Annotated in this window: 14 protein-coding genes; 5 read left to right on the forward strand and 9 right to left on the reverse strand. The window is 59.3% G+C overall.

Annotation, left to right across the window (positions count from 1 at the left end):
• Positions 1 to 39: 39 nt before the first annotated feature.
• From AB4O01_RS04500 to AB4O01_RS04515, 4 genes are all read right to left on the reverse strand, one after another.
• Positions 40 to 2,436, reverse strand: coding sequence for an acyl-CoA reductase (locus AB4O01_RS04500; protein WP_460090809.1), 2,397 nt, complete (start codon positions 2,434 to 2,436; stop codon positions 40 to 42).
• Position 2,437: 1 nt separating this feature from the next.
• Entirely contained in the window at positions 2,438 to 3,568 is a 1,131-nt protein-coding gene (locus tag AB4O01_RS04505) for a LuxE/PaaK family acyltransferase (RefSeq protein WP_460090810.1), read from the reverse strand.
• Between the two features lie 11 nt (positions 3,569 to 3,579).
• On the reverse strand, positions 3,580 to 4,827 hold the full coding sequence (locus AB4O01_RS04510) for an MdfA family multidrug efflux MFS transporter (RefSeq protein WP_099759063.1): 1,248 nt from the start codon (positions 4,825 to 4,827) through the stop codon (positions 3,580 to 3,582).
• A 274-nt stretch (positions 4,828 to 5,101) separates the two neighbouring features.
• Positions 5,102 to 5,242 carry a hypothetical protein gene (locus AB4O01_RS04515; protein WP_176471331.1) on the reverse strand — a complete coding sequence of 47 codons (141 nt, stop codon included), beginning with the start codon at positions 5,240 to 5,242 and terminating at the stop codon, positions 5,102 to 5,104.
• A gap of 158 nt (positions 5,243 to 5,400) precedes the next feature.
• Here AB4O01_RS04515 and AB4O01_RS04520 point away from each other — a divergent pair, with 158 nt between their 5' ends.
• Entirely contained in the window at positions 5,401 to 5,589 is a 189-nt protein-coding gene (locus AB4O01_RS04520; RefSeq protein ID WP_038363103.1) for a hypothetical protein, read from the forward strand.
• An 18-nt stretch (positions 5,590 to 5,607) separates the two neighbouring features.
• On the opposite strand, the gene AB4O01_RS04525 is transcribed toward AB4O01_RS04520, so the two are convergent.
• Complete coding sequence (locus AB4O01_RS04525) at positions 5,608 to 5,985, reverse strand: fe2+ zn2+ uptake regulation protein (protein WP_460090811.1); 378 nt, start codon at positions 5,983 to 5,985, stop codon at positions 5,608 to 5,610.
• A gap of 1,063 nt (positions 5,986 to 7,048) precedes the next feature.
• On the opposite strand from AB4O01_RS04525, the gene pvdQ reads away from it, so the two are divergent.
• Positions 7,049 to 9,394, forward strand: a complete 2,346-nt coding sequence (gene pvdQ, locus AB4O01_RS04530) for a bifunctional acylase PvdQ (protein ID WP_460090812.1) — start codon at positions 7,049 to 7,051, stop codon at positions 9,392 to 9,394.
• 56 nt (positions 9,395 to 9,450) lie between these two features.
• Here pvdQ and AB4O01_RS04535 read toward each other — a convergent pair whose 3' ends face one another.
• Positions 9,451 to 10,452 carry a FecR family protein gene (locus AB4O01_RS04535; protein WP_460090813.1) on the reverse strand — a complete coding sequence of 334 codons (1,002 nt, stop codon included), beginning with the start codon at positions 10,450 to 10,452 and terminating at the stop codon, positions 9,451 to 9,453.
• Between the two features lie 152 nt (positions 10,453 to 10,604).
• Between AB4O01_RS04535 and AB4O01_RS04540 the strand changes: the two genes are divergently transcribed.
• A complete protein-coding gene (locus AB4O01_RS04540; protein ID WP_093432877.1) occupies positions 10,605 to 10,874 on the forward strand; it encodes a PepSY domain-containing protein in 270 nt (89 codons plus the stop codon).
• Positions 10,875 to 10,947: 73 nt separating this feature from the next.
• On the opposite strand, the gene AB4O01_RS04545 is transcribed toward AB4O01_RS04540, so the two are convergent.
• Positions 10,948 to 15,813, reverse strand: coding sequence for a dermonecrotic toxin domain-containing protein (locus AB4O01_RS04545; protein ID WP_460090814.1), 4,866 nt, complete (start codon positions 15,811 to 15,813; stop codon positions 10,948 to 10,950).
• A 228-nt stretch (positions 15,814 to 16,041) separates the two neighbouring features.
• Between AB4O01_RS04545 and AB4O01_RS04550 the strand changes: the two genes are divergently transcribed.
• Complete coding sequence (locus AB4O01_RS04550; RefSeq protein ID WP_186625567.1) at positions 16,042 to 17,082, forward strand: Ldh family oxidoreductase; 1,041 nt, start codon at positions 16,042 to 16,044, stop codon at positions 17,080 to 17,082.
• Positions 17,083 to 17,281: 199 nt separating this feature from the next.
• On the opposite strand, the gene AB4O01_RS04555 is transcribed toward AB4O01_RS04550, so the two are convergent.
• Entirely contained in the window at positions 17,282 to 17,599 is a 318-nt protein-coding gene (locus tag AB4O01_RS04555) for an ElaB/YgaM/YqjD family protein (protein WP_007917413.1), read from the reverse strand.
• A gap of 154 nt (positions 17,600 to 17,753) precedes the next feature.
• Here AB4O01_RS04555 and AB4O01_RS04560 point away from each other — a divergent pair, with 154 nt between their 5' ends.
• On the forward strand, positions 17,754 to 18,008 hold the full coding sequence (locus AB4O01_RS04560) for a hypothetical protein (RefSeq protein WP_007917411.1): 255 nt from the start codon (positions 17,754 to 17,756) through the stop codon (positions 18,006 to 18,008).
• A gap of 4 nt (positions 18,009 to 18,012) precedes the next feature.
• Here AB4O01_RS04560 and AB4O01_RS04565 read toward each other — a convergent pair whose 3' ends face one another.
• Positions 18,013 to 18,921, reverse strand: coding sequence for a LysR family transcriptional regulator (locus AB4O01_RS04565; RefSeq protein ID WP_460090815.1), 909 nt, complete (start codon positions 18,919 to 18,921; stop codon positions 18,013 to 18,015).
• Between the last annotated feature and the right edge of the window lie 10 nt (positions 18,922 to 18,931).

Consider the following 18,931-nt stretch of genomic DNA (forward strand, 5'->3'; position numbering starts at 1 on the left):
GTTCTCGTTAATTGTTTTGGCCATGGCTGACGATCGCTGTTAACGGCGCGAGTCGATTACGGGCGGAATCTTTCCGCTGTGTTTGTTTCTGTCGAAATGTTGCGGCTCGCAGGTTTGCGCCTGCACGGTGAGAAGCCCGGTGCGCACGAGTGTCGCCAGCGTCGCGTAGCCCTCGAGTCGGCAGAGAATGTCTGCGGGTTCGCCAGGGCTGTGAATCAGCAGGCGCTCAAGGCCATCGGGTGCGTGATCGAGGTGTAACTGAAACGGCGCCTGCAGGTGCCGGGCGAGTTCGTTCAGACAAATGAAGTCGCTGCCGATGCGCAGCAGTCGGCCGTGTCGTTGCAGCAATTCGAAACGTGGCGAACTCAGCCCGCACGGGCAGTCGCCGGCCAGCCAGCGGCCGGTGTCGCCGACTTCATAGCGCTGCACCTGTTGGCCTTCACGTGCTTTGGAGGTGAACAGCAAACGGCCGACTTCAGCGCCAACGACCGGCTTGTCCTGCTCCAGTGCGACGATTTCCAGATGCTGGATAGCGTCCATCAAATGGAACACACCGTCGCCAGTGGCGGCGCAGGCATGCCCGAATGGCCCCGCATCGACACTGCCGTACACCGCCGAACGGATACTGGCGACGCCGCAGCGATGCAGTAATTCGCGGCACTGATCGCTGATGTGCTCTCCGCCGAGGAAAACCTTTTCAATCACCCCATAACGACTCAGGCGCGGCCCCTCGTTGAGGAACAGTCGATGCAGGGTGCTGGGCATGCCGATCAGCACGGTGACGCGCTGCTCGATGATCACTTGCGCAATATCGCGGTAATCATCGTCGGCCGGCGCGCCCATGGGCAGGTGCGTCGCACCGAGCAATTCCAGGACTTTGGCAAAACTGAAGAAGCCGCCGTACAAGCCGCCACTGAAGAACAGGTTCATCACCTTGTCGCGCCGCGGATCAAGGCCCGCCGCGAACAACCCATCGGCCGTCGCGCGCATTTGCCGTTGAAAATCGCGGTAACTGAAGCCCGACAGCGCCGGTGTGCCGCTGCTGCCGCCGGAGCGGAAAAACAGCTGCGCCGCCGCTGTCGTCGGTCGCGCGATAAACGCTGCTTTGTCGGTGATCGGCAGACCTGTCAGTGTCAGTGCGCAAGGTGGCTGGTCGAGGTTCATGTGGGTGGGCAACTGCGTTGGCGCGAGGCTGACCGACACGCGGCGGCTCAGGCGTTGCAGTGCGTAAACGCCGTCGTGGGGCTCGCCGTCGTAGCCGTCGTGGATCGCGTTGATCGGCGTAATTCGGCTGACGCCCGCTGCAATCAATGTGCGTGCGAGCTCATTGAGCTGCGCCTCACCGCAGACCAGCGCGCAACTCTGTAACACGTTGCGCCAAGGCAGCAGTGTTTGCGTCAGTCGCGCCCGTGGCAGTGGTTTGAGCAGCAACGTGCGAAACAGCGGCGAAGGCGCCAGCGACTGATCATGGCTCCAGATCACCCGCCAGCCCGGCGCGCGCCAGACCTGCCCGGTGTTACCGGAAAAGCTCTGGCCCAGACGCGCCATCAGGGTGTGGCTGGTGATCTCGCTGGCTTCCTGAACCGTCGGAGTCAGCGCCGGCCATTGCCCGACGCGACGCTCGAATGCCTTGGCCAATGCGCTGCCGATGCCTTGCACAACGGCGGGATCGTCGCTGTCGACCAGCAACCATTGCGGGCTGGAGCAAGCTTGTTGGTCCAGTCGGCAGACTTCATCGACAATCGCGTCCAGCGCTGGCGGCGAGGCCGCGTCTGGCGTCAGGTAGGCGAAACTGATGCGGTGCCCCCAGTCGATCCAGCGGCATCCGGGTGGCAACTGTTGGCGGATGGCTTGCAGCGCGGTTTCGCCTCCCCACGCCGATACGCCATTGGCCATTTTGCACAAGCGGCCGATCTGCTCCGTCGCTACGGGTAACACCGCGACGTAATGGCAGAGTTGACCGCTGGGGTCGCATTGCACCAATGCGTGCAGCAGGCGTGCGGTCAGGCCTTGGTCGCTGCGGCTGGGGCGTAGCCAGTTAAGGTTGCCGGCCAACAGGCTTTCGAGCATGGCGCAGCAGGCCAACAGCGGCGCGTTGGCCGGGGTGACGTGAACCACCAGGCCCAAGGGACTCCAGCGTTCAAAGCGCGACTGCTGATAATCAACGCGCCGCAGTGACTCGGCCTGATCACCCAGTTCGCGTTCAAGTTTGGTTTGCAGGGCGTGAGGCTGACAGAAGTCAATCAGCGCCAGGCGTTGTTCGTCATCCAGCGGCAGTTCGGCGCTGTGCAGATGCTGCGCAAAGTTGCCCGCGGCGGTCAGAACAACGGCGCTATCCAGCGGTGTGCTGAGGTGGTGCGGCAAGGTCTGATGCAGTTGCGCCAGTGCGTTGTCGAGGTCGATTTCGGCGAAAAGCTCTCCGTTGAGCAGGTACATGTCAGTGCCTCCCCAATAATTCGGAGGCGGCCATCGCGCAGCTCCTGCCGGCGGTGGTGCCCGCACGGCCATGCAGTTCGAACCAGTCGCTGGCGAGGCCGCAGCCGCAACTTGAGCCAGGGTGCAGCGTCGCCAGATCGCTCATCACCACCGCATGCGCCGGGCTGGACGAAATGTAGGGCGAGACGAATCCCAGCAAGCCTTGCTGGCCGTAGGGCTGGATGGAAAAATCCTGCGGATTGCGCACGTACGCCTTGGCGTAAACCGGCACATGAAAATGATGCCGGTCACATTCGATGTACGGCACCGCGTGCTCGACTGCACCGTAACCGTCGCGGCACCATGCGGTTTCGATGCCCAGTTGCCGGGCGATGCGTCCATACAATTGCTGTTTGGGGATTTCCTCGCTGGCCCGGGTTTTCCAGCCACCGCCAAAAAATGCCAGCGAACCTGCCGGCAGTTTCAGCTCAGGCACGCCGGTGGCCTGCATGTGTTGCAGGGTCTGCCAAAGGAACGCCGGGAAACCGAAAATGCGCACGGGCAGGCCTTCTTCGGCGAACGATTGCAGGGCCGTGATGACGCCGAACACATCGAATTGATGGCCGTCGCCGTTACTGCGTAACGCGTAGGCGACGCGGTTGACGGGAGCAAAGCGGCACAGGAACTGATCGGTATACGACGTTCCCAAGGTGATCGCACCTTGCGGTTCGTAGCTCAGCAGCAGGTAATTGCAAGGCGTATCTGGTGAGTACCAGCCGTAATGACTGAAGATCCGCTCGACCATGAACTGAGCGCCCGCGAGGCTGCGCGGGTCATAGCGCATACGGCTTTTCTGGCCGCTGGTGCCGGACGATGTCAGTTCCAGGGCGCGCTCTCCGGTCGGACTGAGCAGCAATTGCTGTTTGAAGAAGTTCGCCAGAATCGGCGGCAGACGAGCCCAGTCATCAAGACTGTCCAGGTCCTGTTCGTCGAGGCCGTTGGCGTTCAGCCAATGGGCGTAGCCGGGGGTATGCCGGCAATGAAACCGACTGATCTCGGTCATGGCCTGATCGAACAGGCCCACCGGCACGGAATCCGGGCAATAGGGGTGTGGCAACGCGCAAAGCGCATCGCTGGCGGGGAAGTGGTGCATTCAATATTCCTTTACTGAGCAGAGGCGGAGTCGGGAGGGGTGCGTTGCAACAAACCCTGCAACAGAGGGAGACACATCAAACCGCTGAAAGCGGCGCAAAGCGCGAAAAGCTCGAGCCTTGCGCCACCGCCGATTGCAGCAATCAGCAAGCCGCCGAGGCCCATCACGGCAATCGAAATCATCCCGACCAATGCCGATACCAGACCTTTACTGTCATCACTGGCAAACAGCGCCAATCGATACAGCGCGGCATTGCTCATGCCCAATCCGACTGCGTACAACGCCAGACTGGCGACCACCGGCCCGAGTCCGGCGCCAGCCAGTGCGCAGACGATCAGGGCCAGAAGCCCCAGGCAAAACGGCCAGAGCGCCAAGCGGATCAGTTGCGGCAAGGCGTGCGTGATCAGCAACCGGTCAAGGATCAGATTGCCGACAATCACCGCAGAGAAAATCGGGATTTGCCAGACGCCATATTCAAGCGGCGTCAGCCCGAGCAACTCGATCAGCAGCAACGGCGCCAGGCCGATCCAGGCGATCAGCGGCAGGCTCATCAGCCCCAGCGCCAGGCTGGCGGCGAGGAATCGGCAATTACCCAACAGGGCGCGGTAACGTCGGCAGGTTTGCTCCCAGGAAAAGCGCACGGCAGGTTGCATCTGTCCGTCTCGACGGGCGACGCCAACCGTTTCCGGCATCCATGCGAATAGCCCCAGCCAGACCATAGACGCGGCAAGGCCCAAGCCCAGAAACACTTCGCGCCACGACAGCCATTGCAACAGCAGAATGCCCAGCAGCGGCCCCATCAAGGGGGAAAGCAGGGCGATATTGCCGAGCAGCGCCATCAAACGCACCGCATCCGCTTCACAGAACACTTCCTGAAGGGCCGGATAACTGACCGCCACAACAAAACCCAGGCCCATGCCCTGCAGCAGTCGCAATAGATTGAAGGCTTCAATGCTTTCGGTGCTGTAGGCCCCCGCGCAGGCGACCGCAAATAACGCGCAGCCGATCAACAATACCCGCCTTCGACCCCATTGATCGGACAGCGGGCCAATCAGCCATTGCAGGCAGACACCGCCAAGCAGATAAAGATTGAAAGCGTTCGGTACATGCCGCACATCGGCATCAAGTTCGGTGGTAACGCTTAACATCGCAGGCATGATCAAGTCGCTGGCCATATACGTCAGAAGTTCAAACGCGCTGATCACCAAACAAAATCCGAGCGCTTTTCGCGGCTGGATCTGTATAAGAGTTCTCTGCATAAACGTTCCTGTTAGTGAGTGAAAGGAAGTTGCCAGAGACTAGTTGCAGAGGTGCGCCCGGCCTATTGTTTTGCTGCGACATTAGATTTCAAATGCTTGCAACTTATTTAGTGATCGGGTTTTGCGCAGAGCACGAGTTAGAGCGATTTATGGAAGCATTTGGCAAAAACAGAAAAGCCCGCAACGGGGCGGGCTTTGTTTGAAGTTGATCGGACTTGTTGATTTCCTGCCACGGTCTGTTCATTGGCAAGCGGGCAGGGCGAACAATCCTGTTCTAGCGATGTTGGTAATAACCAGGGCCACCCTGGTAGTAACGGTGGTGATCGTCATGCCAGCCGCCGTGGGGGAAGATGATGCAGCCACTCAGGGTCAGCAGGGCAAGAATGGGAATCAGCCAGGTGATTCGACGCAGCATTTTGAAAATTCCTCATGGTTACGCCGTCATGAAGCCAAAACTCTTCATCGGCTGTAACATGAGACCCCGATTGCAGCGGCGCATCCCCGTAGAACGGTAAGTGCATGGCATGCAAACGGATACAAACCGGATACATTTCAAAGTTTCAGGAAGCCGCAATGACCCACAAGCAACGCTTGATTTATTCGATTCTGATCGCCGTGTCGGTCCTGGCCATCATGCTCGGCCTGTCCTGGCTGCAAAATGCCGGCATGATTTCGGAGAAGACGTTTCAGTTCGTCGCCATCGGTGTGGCGGTGATCGTGGTGGTGATCAACGGCGTGATGCGCCGCAAGGTCAAGCCTTGACGGCGATGGCTGCACGCTTCAATCGTGGTTGAGGACAGCTGCAGCCTGTGGATGCAGGCTGTAGCTCTTGTCGTCATTGAAGGTGATCACACCTTCGGCGCACAGGCGCTTGAGCACCTCACGCACACTGAGGAAGGACAGCGGAATATCGAGGTCGAGCAATTGGCTGTGGACACCGCGAACGCCCAGGCGCCGTTCGCTTTGTGCGGCGACCAGTAAGGCGTCGATGACTTTCAGACGAATCAGGCTGGTGCGCAGCCCGAAACTTTTCAGCAGCAAGCGGATGCGTTCGTTACCGTGACGCTCGACGCGTTGCCCGAAATCGCTCGCGTGAGGGCTCATGGAAACTCCTTTGGGTGCCTGGCTACCGTCCGCTGGTAGTTGCGAGTTGTACATGCGATTACTCCTTTTCAGAGTCTGATCGGGGTGGTTTTTTTGCGCTCTCTAGAACAAGACGTATCAGCACGACAAATCATGAAAGAAAAAATGTAGAAATTTTGTCGGGGATTTGTCTTTTCCTTGTGATTGGGGGGTGGCCTTGGCGGCCTTTGGGCCGACCAGGTTCTTTGGGTTTTGGGTGTATATCCGTTTTTTTGGGGGTTGCGGCTGGCGGTTTCGCTCTTACAGCGACTCACTTTTCCAGACGCCGAAAAGTAAGCAAAAGGCTGGGCCCCGGCGTTCGGCCCGCTCGCTGGGGCTCGGGGTTCCTTCGCTCCGGGATCGATCCGGGCGCAGCGCCTACGGTTTGCTTCGCTGCACCTCCTCTCGCTGTGTTTGGCTTCGCCAAACGGTCGCTGCGCTCCCACCCCCGGATCAATCCCTCCACTCAGCCTGCCGAAGGGGCCAGCACGGCAAGATCAAGAGCTGCAGCCGAGCTAACGCTCATCCTGTGGAGTGGTGAGGGGCGGGGGGGTGGGTTTGGTCACCTCGATCAGTTCCCTCTCCTTCCGGGAGAGGGCCAGTGAGGGGTTTTTGATCTGCTTCTGGATTTGCGTTCGGCTCGGTATTACACGTCGGCGTAGCTCTGGCAATCACCTCGGTCAGTTCCCTCTCCCTCCGGGAGAGGGCCAGGGTGAGGGGCTTTTGATCTGCTTCTGAATTTGCGTTCGGCTCCGCATTACACGTCGGCGTAGCTCTTGCAATCACCTCGGTCAGTTCCCTCTCCCTCCGGGAGAGGGCCAGGTTGAGGGGCTTTTGATCTGCTTCTGGATTTGCGTTCGGCTTGGTATTTCACGTCGGCGTAGCTCTGGCAGTCACCTCGGTCAGTTCCCTCTCCCTCTGGGAGAGGGCTAGGGTGAGGGGCTTTTGATTCTGCTTCGGGGATTGCGTGGAGAGCCTAAATTTTTTCCTCTGACTTCGTTTCTTGGACAGGCTCATTGCGCGTGGACGCGTGGGTGTTTCCAGAGCGGATCCGTGCCAGCGCCGGGTTCGCTCTTTGGCATGTCGATCAGGAGCGAGCGTGATAATTTCCAGACAGTTAACGGGACTGACCTTGGCCGGCGTGGCTTTCGGGCTGAGTTGTTCGGCCTATGCGTTCAGTCCGACCACGGATGTCAGCGCCGATATTCGCCGTACCGCTTTTGGTGTGCCGCATATTCGTGCGCAGGACGAGCGCGGGCTTGGTTTCGGCATCGGGTATGCCTATGCGCAGGACAACCTCTGTCTGCTGGCCAATGAGATCGTGACGGTCAATGGTCAGCGTTCACGCTACTTCGGCCCGGACCAGTTCACCGTCGAGCAGCGTGAAAACCGTGTCAGCGATGTGTTCTTTACCTGGCTCAACACGCCGGAAGCGGTCAAGGCGTTCTGGCAGGCGCAACCTGCGCAGGTGCGTGATCTGGTCGAAGGCTATGCCGCGGGCTTTAACCGCTATCTGGGCGAGCGCCGTCAGCAAGGCTTGCCGCCACAGTGTCAGGGCGAGTGGGTGCGTGAAATTGCACCGCAAGATCTGGTGAAGCTGACCCGCCGTCTGCTGGTCGAGGGTGGTGTCGGGCAGTTCGCCGAGGCGCTGGCTGGGGCTACGCCGCCGCAGGCGAGCGCGGTGATCGAACACGATGTGCAGGCCTATCAGTTGGCCGATGCGCGTCAGCAACGCTTCGCTCTGGACCGTGGCAGTAACGCTGTCGCGGTGGGTAGCGAGCGCTCGTTCAACGGGCGTGGGATGCTGCTCGCCAACCCGCATTTCCCGTGGGTCGGTGGCATGCGCTTCTATCAAATGCATCTGACCATCCCCGGCAAGCTCGACGTCATGGGCGCTGCCTTGCCAGGCTTGCCGATGATCAATATCGGCTTCAATCAGCATCTGGCGTGGACGCACACGGTCGACTCGTCGAAACACTTCACCTTGTATCGTCTGCAACTCGATCCAAAGGATTCCACACGCTATATGCTCGATGGCCAATCCTTGCCGCTGAACAAGCAGGCCGTGACCGTGCAGGTCAAACAGGGCGACGGCCAGGTGGTGCCGGTTTCGCGTGATGTCTACAGCTCGCAGTTTGGCCCGATCGTGCAGTGGCCGGGCAAGCTCGACTGGGACAATCAGTTCGCCTACAGCCTGCGCGATGCCAATATCGACAATGATCGCGTGCTGAACCAGTGGTACGCGATGAATCAGGCGTCCACGCTTCAGGAACTGCAGAATTCGGTACACAAGATTCAGGGCATTCCGTGGGTCAACACCCTGGCCGTGGATGACAAAGGCCAGACGCTGTACATGAACCTGTCAGTGGTGCCGAACGTCAATGCCGAGAAACTGGCCAAGTGCAGTGATCCGCGTATCGGCACGCAGATGATCGTGCTGAATGGCTCCAACAGCGCGTGCGCATGGGACATTGATCCGCAAGCGGCGCAGCAGGGTATTTATGCTTCCAGCCAATTGCCGCAACTGCTGCGCAAGGACTTCGTTCAGCACTCCAACGACTCGGCGTGGCTGGTCAACCCGGCGCAACCGCTGACCGGTTTCTCGCCGCTGATCAGTCAGGATGGCCAACCACTGGGCTTGCGCTCCCGGTTTGCTTTGGATCGCTTGAGCACGCTGAGTAAAAAAGGCCCGCTGGCAGTGAAGGATCTGCAGCAAATGGTGATGGACGATCAGGTGTACCTGGCGACTCAGGTGGTGCCGGATCTGTTGAAGTTCTGTGCTTCTGACCTCGGTGTCGATGCGCCAGCGCTGAAGCCGGTTTGCACCAGTCTCAAGGCATGGGATGGCCGCGCCAACCTTGATTCGGGTATGGGCCTGATGCATTTCCACAACATCATGCAGGCCTTGCAGGCTTCGCCGGATGTCTGGCGTATCGCGTTCGATCCCAAAGATGCGCAACACACGCCGCGCGGTCTGGCGATCGAGCAGCCAACCGTGGCCAAGGCACTGCGTGAGGCCATGTTGGCATCGGTCGAGTCGAGCACAAAAATGGGCCTCAAGCCGCAGACCCGCTGGGGGGATATCCAGGTCGTCAGCAGCGGCGGGCAACAGACGCCAATTCACGGTGGGCCGGGCACGCTGGGCATCTACAACGCTATCCAGAGCGTGCCGCGTGAAGACGGCAAACTCGAAGTGGTCAGCGGCACCAGCTACCTGCAAGTCGTGACCTTCGACGAAAAGGGCCCGCACGCCCAAGGGCTGCTGGCGTTCTCGCTGTCGAGCGATCCGGCGTCGAAGTATTCGCGGGATCAGACCGAGGCGTTCTCGAAGAAACAGTGGAGTGTCCTGCCGTTTACCGAACAGCAGATTCAGGCTGACCCGCAGTATCAGGTGCAGACTGTGCGCCAGACACTGGACAAAGCGGGGAAGGTCGCCGCTCAGTAATCCCGAGCGTCAATTGCGTTGAGCCAGAGGGCCGCATCCTGCAAGGGGTGCGGCCTTCAGTTTTTTGGCGGTTGTTGCGGTATCGAGTTGATCACCGGGTTACCTTCCTTGTTACGGGTGAGGTAGACCGGCAGCGCCTTGGGCAGGCTGTTGGCGAGATTGTTCAGCTCTTTGATGTTGTAGATGCCACCCACGCGAATCGTACCGGTGCTGTTGTCCGCCAGCTCCAATGGATTGCTCAGATAGCGGTTGATCAGTGGCAGCGCTTCGCTCAACGCGAGGTTATCCAGCACCAGTTTGCCATTGCGCCAGGCCAGCGAGGTGTCACCAGGGTAAGTCTGGCTGATCTGGGGCATGTAATCGCCCTGTTTGTAGCGCGCCTGCATCGACGGGCCGAGGCGCAAACCATCGCCCGGCAACGAGCGATTGCTGGTGACCAGCACCGAACCTTCGATCAGGTTCACACGCACTTGGTCCTGATACATCCAGACATTGAAACGCGTCCCGGTGACGCGAATCTTGCCTTCGCCTGCGCGGACGACAAACGGGTGGGCCATGTCGTGGCTGACCGTAAAGAACGCTTCACCTTTTTTCAGGGTGACGCGGCGTTCGTCCTTGTAATTGCTGAAGGTCAGATCAGTGTTCAGGTTCAGTTCGAGTTGGCTGCCGTCACTCAGCGTGACCTGGCGGACAGTATCGGTAGCGGCGAAATGCTGATAGCTGTTGGGCAGCCAGCCCAGATTCCAGCCGGTGTAAGCCGCCAGCGGCAGGGCGAGCGCACAGACGCCGGCCGCTACGACGAGTTGACGCCACGAGCGCGGTGCCTGACGGGCCGGCATGACCGGAACGGATTGCGGGCGTGGCAAATGTTCGGCCACCTCCCAGACTTCCAGCATGGCCTCGTACTCGAATGCATGCAGGGGATGAGCGTCGTGCCATTGCTTGAATGCGCGACGTTCTTCGTCCGTGCAGTCATCGGCGTGCACCCGCATGCACCAATGCGCGGCGGCATCGGTGATCGCATCGTATTCGGCTTCCGAGAGAGTGTCTTGGGTCATTGACTCGTCCTGATTTCGCCCATTCTAACCTTGTCGGGAAGTGACCGAGAACAACCGTCATGGCATTTACCCATCAAAGTGGAACTTATTTTTCCCTCAGACACCCAAAAAGCAGGACGACCAAGACCACTATCCACAAATGGAGAAAACAAATGATCAAGAAGACATTCGCAGCGTTGATCGCCACGGCCGGTTTGCTCAGTGCTGGCGCAGCGTTGGCCGATCGCCCCGGCGCTGGCTGGGTCACCATCGAAAAAGCCATCGAGATCGTCAAGACCAAGGCCGGTTACGTCGAAGTCTATGAGATCGAAGCCGACAACGACGGCTACTGGAAAGGTGAAGGACGCAAGGCTGACGGCGTGGTTTACGAGTTCCGCATCGACGGCGCATCGGGCAATATCTTGCGCGACCAGAAGGATTGATCACGCGGTAAATACTCAGTGTGTTCCTGAAAAATGCGCCGGCCTCAGACCGGCGCATTTTTTTCTCCCGTGGTCACGGTGACGCTTGCACGGAATCCGCCTGGCTTGAAGTTGGCGCCGGCAACGGTATCGGCGCCGTTCGCGGATCCAGTTGTCTGCCCATTTCGCTGATGAGTAAGGCGATCGAGTCGGCGTTGGCCATCAGCACTTCGATGCGCGCTTCATCAGCGAGCGGATTGCGAAAGGCTTTACGTGCCTCTGCAAGGTTTCTGGTTTTGGTCAGACTGAGGACTTTTTTGTAGACATCGGCCTGCTCCGGCAACTTATCCAGATCTACCCACAGCCCTTGCTCATTCCTGGTCGCGAATAACTGTTCGGGCGCAGCGGAGCGTGACAAGGATTTACGATAACGTTCCAGACCCGTTTTGAGCTGTTGCCCGTCCGCGGTGGTGGTATCGATAAGGTCGGGGTAGGGACTCATCGCCTCTACGGAGACGAAATCTTCGCTATCGTTGATCAGGTGCGACAGTTCGTGCAGCAGCGTGATCGCGCGAGCATGGGAATCAACATTGAACCTGGGCGGCAAAAAAGCGGTGTAGACATCCAGTTTCGGATTGAAAAAATGCTCAGTGAAGTGCACGACTTTTCGCCGGTCTTCCTTGAAGACAAAGGCAACCGTGTCATCGTCGTAGCGCGCATTGAGGCCAGCGAAAAAGCGCTCTGTGTAGAGCAAGTCATCCTTTGGGTCCGTCAGTTCGCGGCAAATCGGCAGGATCACCTTCTCGATTTTCTTCAGCAGCATCGGCGTGATCTGTCGCACGTCGAAAAAATCCCTGAGGACCGTTTCCACACGAGTGCCCCCGAGGTTGTCGCGATGTTCGACGAAGTTATACAGGCAATACAACGCGTAGTTTCTTGCCCGGGTAACCGCTTGCTGAATCACGAAGGCTCTGGCGGGGTATCGGCGGTTGATCTCTGCCATCCCTCGCGCCTGGATCAGCATCAGAATTGAACAGTGCTGCTCCACTTTGGTTTGCAGAGCCAGGGGCCTCCTCGATCGACAGCGATGCACGGCCTGACTGGCGCGGGCAAGCACCAGTCGTGAGTTTTTCTGTTCAAGCGCCGGCCCACGGCTCCCGTCTTTTTTGCGCAAGTACCAGGCTTTTTCGGCCTGGACCACCGGATATACCTTGCCGGCAATCGCTGCATATTTGTGCGTGCTGGATGAATCCCCGTACACCAGCTTATTGCTATCAAGTGTGAGGCTGTCGAGTGCGGTGGTCGTTTCATAAGACTGCAAGTTCGCGCGCGAGGTGCTAACCGGTGGGACTTTTGACCAGCGAGCGGCGGTTTTTTCCGTAGTGTTCGCGCCGGTTTCGGCAACCTTTGCTCCAGTGGCCTGCGCCTCGGAGGCAAATTCAGCTGTTTGCGCCTCTGCCTCTGTTTCCCAGGACAGCCGACCCAGACTAAACAGGGATAACGCCCCGGCGATAAAGCCTTTCAGAGCGTTGGCCCAATGATGATCCTGAAGGTCTTCGGCGGACTCCTTGAACTCGTTGTAGCTTTTCCAGAGAAAAAACAACGAGGCGATTTTCCCCGACAAGAGATGGGGAACCAGGCGCACACCGTGACTGAACAGAGACTTCGCGGTTTCCCAATCGGCTTGTGCGTTGATCTGCGGCTGGCACGCGAGCAGTTGCGGTAGAAGGCTGAGCGTGTCCTTGTGCAAATGCTCCAGCAGATTGCCGGTGATGGGCGTGCGGTGAAGTTTGATTTCACTGGTCTTGCCAATCGTCGTGTTCAGCAGATTCTTGAAGACGGCTTGTTGCCCGGAAGGCAGGCGCCGGATGATCAGGTCCTGAAAATGCCCCGGTGTATTCAAGGCCTCGATCAATTGCGCTTCGTCCTCGAATTCACGAAATACGAACCGCGAGTAGGGTGCGTAGAGCACGCGTGGCCCTGTATGTTCCGCCCCGGGGCCAATGACATAAAGTCCGAGGGCGTCGACGAAATCGCTACCGGGGGTCTTGATCAATGACAGCGGGCAAGCACTGGCGTGAGCGCCCTCTACGGTGGCGCGCGCTACCCCGTCGGGCATGTCCAGAACCTGGCAAACGTAGTCGAAACCGCTTTGCGACAACTGTTGTTGCAACTTCAAGGCGTGCGCGTGCTGCATCAACTGCCAGGGCAACTGACGAAGGAACCGTGCTTTGCTGGTGCGTGCCGGCTCAGTGTCGGATGAGAGCGCCTCGGTGACTTTCCGGGTGTAGGCGGTAGTGATGTCGAGGGATTGCAGCAGTTGCTGAACCGCAGACTGATTGAGCGTTGCTGGCAAAGCGCTGGCGATGGTCGAGGCGACCTTGAACCCGGTGTCCTGCACGATGTTGTAGTGATGCAAGGCAAAATCGAGCAGGTTGCAGGGCGGGCCTGCCAGCGTGAGATTCGGGGTGATCTGGATCTGCTTTGGTTTGAGATCGGTGCCAGGGAATCGGGCGTCGAGCAGTGTTTTCAGCGTCTGCTCCACATGGCTGGCTAACGCGGGGACGTCGTGGAGAAAATCCTTGCCATCGATAACGCTGCGCCGCACTTCATCCAGCAGTGCCAGTTGTGTGCGTTGTTCCGTTACCGGCGCCATGCGTAACCAGTCAGGGAAATCCTGCTGGCGGACGAAAGCCTGGGCCAGGTCGATGGCCCGGCGCAAGTTGGTATCGATGGCGGTGTTTGTTATTCGAGTAAGGAAACTGGCGAGTACATCCTTGTCCGTGATGCAAACGCGTAACGCCTCACAATGGGCCAGGAAGTGTTCAATGGCCGATTGCATGCGATCGTTCAACACGTTGCCTTCAATCAACTGGAACGGGCCCAGTGTGTATTGTTGGTCCAGTTGATAGTGCGCCGTTGACAGATTTTCCAGCAGTGTCTGAGACTGGTTATTGTCGTCCAGGCGCTGTTGCAGTTGCTTCTGCGCGATGGCGATGTCGTCGAACGATTCCAGACCCATGGCCGGCGTCCACAGGATCGCACGCCCGGAATGCTCGACGTCCATGCCTCCGCGCTCGGTCAACAGTACGCAATGCGCAAGCGACAGTGCATCGGCTTTGCCTGCGCAGGTAACGCTGAGCGACCAGGCATCCGGCCGGAAGCCATTGAGCGACTGACGATCCCTGCGTTTGGCGTGTTTTGCATCGAACACGGCGTCGACAATCTTTCGTTCGGCCGTCAGCCAGGAACCGCTGAGATTCCTTATGTGTGCCTCAGCGCGCACGCCATCCTCAAAGGCCTGTGCCAGTTTCCATCGAATACCTTCGAGAAACACGCGTTGTTCGGCGTTGCTGGTGGTCGGCTGATCCTTGAAGTGACTGCCAAGATTCTCCTCGGCGCGTTCAAGCTGTATCGCCAGTTGCCTGGCCTTGTCGGTCTGCACCCGTGACGACAGCGGTGCACTGGAAAACAACGGTCGGGTACTCCAGCGCTCGTTGACGTCGAGCTTGAGCAGACGCTCATGAATCATCGAACGGATATCCAGCGCTTTGTCGAAAAGCGCATGGATGTCGGTTGTGCGTTCACTCTGGCGGAAGAGCTGCAAGACGAATTCAATGTTTTGCCGTTGTTTGGTGAGGATTGCTTCAAACAGCGTGCTGATGATGTCGCCGCCGATGTTTTCCCCGGACACTTGCGCGTGGGCAAATCCGAGATAGCGATTGCGCTCCTCCAGGTTCATCAGTCCGTACAGCTCGTCTTCATGGCCGGCGGCATTGAGTTTGGCGGTCAGCGTCTGTTTGAGATCGGCGTAGTTGGTGACGACTTGCAAGCCTTGGGTAGGGGTGTAGAGATAAGCCTTGTCATGGTTGATCATCAGCGACCCGGCCAGTTCGATGTAGGCGGTGTCCTCGCGCAAGCACACGGTTTCGAAGTTGGGCCGCCGGGACGCCACATTCGGTTCGCGGATCACGCTGTGCAGGGCGTCGAATTCAGTGGCAGACAGGATTTCCGCTTCGCGCTTGAGCATCAGATCTGCACGCATTTGATCCTTTAACGCCTGGCTGAAGTACGTGCGCCTGGGCGAGCCATCGAATGCAGCGGCATTCCAGTAGGCCTCCAGCTGTCGAAACAGCAGCATGGTCAGTCGTCCCGATGCGGACTTGATCGCATCGGCCCAGGCGGTCTGGTCAGCCGCCTGGCTTGCGCGGGCCGGGTGGGAAAATTCCGCTGTCTGGCCGCGCGGCCAGCCCTGACGGCGAAAGTGCAGCAGCAGCGCTTCACTCAATGACAGCGAACTGACCCATTGCCTCATCTCCGCGTGCAACGGGGCGCTGTCGAGGTAAAAACCGACGCGGGTGCGCGACTGCGGCAAATCGGCAAAATGCGGCTCGAGCAGTTCGTCGAGAATGTTCTCCAGCAAGCTGGCGAACGACGGCAGACGTTTCAGCTCATCCAGCACATCGCGGGCGCAGGTGTCCTGAGACTGGCTGATCGCCGTTTTTTGATCGTCAAACACATCACCTTCGATGGTTTCGCGGGTGAGGGTGATGCCGCGTTTCTCTACCAGTTCCTTGCGCAGCAAGACACTGAGAAAGGCCAACAGATCATCGGTTTCTTCAGCGTTATCGAGGCGTGTTTGCAGCGCGTCCATCAGCGTCTGGTAATCGCTGTATTTTTTCAGACCGTCGTAAGGTGTGTACAAAAACACGCCATGGTCATCCGGCCCGGTGCCGAGAATAAAACTGCCGGGCAGGGGGATGGCGAGTTGCTTGTCGGCGTTTAGCAGAATGCGTTCGGCCAGCATGGGTGGGGTTTGTTCGCTGCGCAGGGCGTGGGTCGCCAGTTGCACATGCGCGAGCCAGCTGAAATCTTTGCTGTTGAGGCCGTGGGTCGGACCCAGGCTGGCATGCCGGCCCGGGGATTTGAGTATCTCGGGGAATAGCAGGAGGCTGGACATCATTGGAACTCTGAACGGGGCGCCGTGGGCGGGGAGTTCAAGAGTAGGTACGCAGGTCGCTGTGCAGGCGGTACATAGTTACCGCACACGTCGAGTTGAAATGTGCCATGAGCCAATGCCCGTCATCGCCAATACAAGGGTTGACAGCCGACAGCTGTGGCATGGTTAATCGGCGGGCAAGTCGTCCGTACGCTGTTGTTCCCTCCAATAATCATTCTGGAGCTTCAGATGTCTGCGCCACACGATCATGTGTCCTCTGCTGTCTCGTCCTCGTTGTCTCTTGAAGCGCTGACGCAACTGCTTGAAACGATTTTTCTGCGCCACGGCACTTCCGCCGAAGTCGCCCGAGTGCTGGCCGCCAACTGCGCCGGCGCCGAGCGCGATGGTGCCCACAGCCATGGCGTGTTCCGCATACCCGGGTATGTCTCGACCCTGAACAGCGGCTGGGTCAACGGCCACGCGGTGCCGCAAGTCGAAGATGTCGCTTCCGGTTTTGTGCGTGTCGATGCCGGCAACGGTTTCGCCCAACCGGCACTGGCCGCCGCCCGGTCGTTGCTGGTGGAGAAGGCGCGTAGCGCCGGGATTGCCGTGTTGGCGATTCGCAACTCGCATCACTTCGCCGCGCTGTGGCCGGACGTCGAGCCATTTGCCGACGAGGGGCTGGTAGCACTGAGCGTGGTCAACAGCATGACTTGCGTGGTGCCGCACGGCGCCGACCGGCCGCTGTTCGGCACCAATCCGATTGCGTTCGCCGCGCCACGGGCTGGCGCCGCGCCGATTGTCTTCGACCTGGCCACCAGCGCAATCGCCCATGGCGACGTGCAGATCGCTGCGCGCAAAGGCGAGCGGTTGCCCGCCGGAATGGGCGTGGACAGCCTCGGTCAGCCGACTCAGGATCCCAAGGCGATTCTCGAGGGCGGGGCGTTGCTGCCGTTTGGTGGGCATAAAGGTTCGGCGCTGTCGATGATGGTTGAGCTGCTGGCGGCCGCATTAACCGGAGGGAATTTTTCTTTCGAGTTCGATTGGGCCAATCATCCCGGGGCGAAGACGCCGTGGACCGGGCAATTGTTGATCGTCATCGACCCGAGCAAAGCCGCCGGGCAGAGTTTTGCCGAGCGCAGTGGTGAGCTGGTGCGGCAGATGCACAGTGTCGGCCTCAAGCGGTTGCCGGGCGATCGCAGGCATTGGCAGCGCAGCAAGTCGCTGGCTGAGGGCATTGTGCTGGATGCGCAGACGCTGGCGCAGTTGCGTGAGCTGGCGGGGGCGTGATCAAAGATCAAAAGCCCCTCACCCTAGCCCTCTCCCCGGGGGATAGGGGACTGACCGCGGTGAATGGCGGATGTGCGCCGACGTGAAAGATCGAGTTGAGCTCAGGTTCTGAAAGCCCGGAACTGGTTCAAAGCCGGCAAAAATACGCAGGCATAAAAAAGGCGAACCCAGCGGGTTCGCCTTTTTTGTGTGCCTTGACTCAGCGACGGCCGAGCAGCAAGCCAACCACCAGACCGAAACCGGCGGAGATCGCCACGGTCTGCCACGGATGACCGCCGATGTAGCTTTCGGTGGCATCAACCGCCGGTTTGGTGCGATCACGTACGCTCGACACCGAATCCAGCGCCTGTTGCAGTTTCAGGGCGATTTGTCCGCGCAGCGTTTCCGCTTCCTCGCCGACCAGTGAGGCGCTGCTCTTGAGCAGTTTGTCGGACTCTTGGATCAGAGCCTGAAGTTCGCTGAAGGCCTGATCCTTGATTTGATCTTCGGCGGCTTGCACGGCGGATTTGCGGGCCATTGGGTGACTCCTTGCAGTTGAATGGACAGTGATCAATGGAGTGTGGCGCTTGCTGAAAAGTTGCACTGAATTTAGGTCAGAAATAAAAACCTGCGCGGGAGATTTCCGTCGAGCGTGTAAGATGTCGCCATTTTACGCAGCAGGATAATTCCCCATGAGTTTCAATCTGGCCGACAAATCACTCGCAGAGCGCGCTGCGCTGGAAGACGAGAAATCCCGTCTGTTCGAACTCTGGCAAAACAATCTGGGCAAAGCCAAAGGCGAAGCCGCGCGTTTGTTCGGCGAGCGCGGCAAGCGCAAAGGCAAATGGGCCGAGTGGGTCCGCGCAGAACTGGACGGCATGTCGCCGCCGGAGTTCGCCAACATGGTGCGCAGTGAAGTCAATCGCCTGATGGCCGCGAACAAGTAACGCTTCAGGTGAACGTCGCGGCAATCGCTTCGCGGACTTTGACCACCACCGGATCGATCTGCGTGCTGGTACGCCAGCCCAGTTCGATCGGATAACGCGGCAGCTTCAGCGGGCAGGGCAGCAGCGCCAGGCCGCTGAGCTCAGCAATACTTTCGGCGGCATGCGTCGGAATCGTCGCCACCGCCCGACTGCCCTTGAGCAAATACGGCAGCGCGGCGAAATGCGTGGTCGACGCGCACACCCGTCGAGTCAGGCCCAGCGTCGCCAAGCCCTCATCGGTGATCCCGATAAAGCCGCCGGACGACACCAGGATGTGCTCGCGGTCGACAAACTCCTCAAGATCGATCTGCTGCTGACCGGACGCAAGGCTCGCCGGATCGACCAGACATGCATAACCGCCTTCGCCCAACACCTGACGGCTGAGCAAGCGCTCGGCAAAGCCTCCGGCGGTAATCGCCAGATCGATGCTGCGCTCCATCAGCGCGCGGGCGACGATCTGGCTATGGGTCTGACGAAAGATCAGGCGCAACTTCGGAGCGCTGCGGGCAATTTCCTCGATCAGGCGGCGACCGTAGGCAATTTCGAAATCATCCGACAGTCCTACGGTGACCGAGCGGCCGTCGTACTGGTTGGCCGCCGGGTCGACCATCGCCAGGCTTTGCCGGCACTTGTTCAGCGCTTCGCTGACCACCGGTTTCAATTGATTGGCCTTGAGCGTTGGCGCCAGGCCGCGCCCGGTACGCACAAACAATTGATCGCCGTAGACCTCGCGCAAGCGGCGCAGCGCCGCACTGACCGCCGATTGTGTCACCCCCAGTCGCAATGCTGCGCGGCTGGCGCTGGACTCTTCATGCAGGGCTTCCAAGACTTTCAGCAGGTTGAGGTCGACCGTGGCGATATTCATTTGGCTCATATCATTCAGC

It is taken from the genome of Pseudomonas sp. S2_E02, from assembly GCF_054668355.1.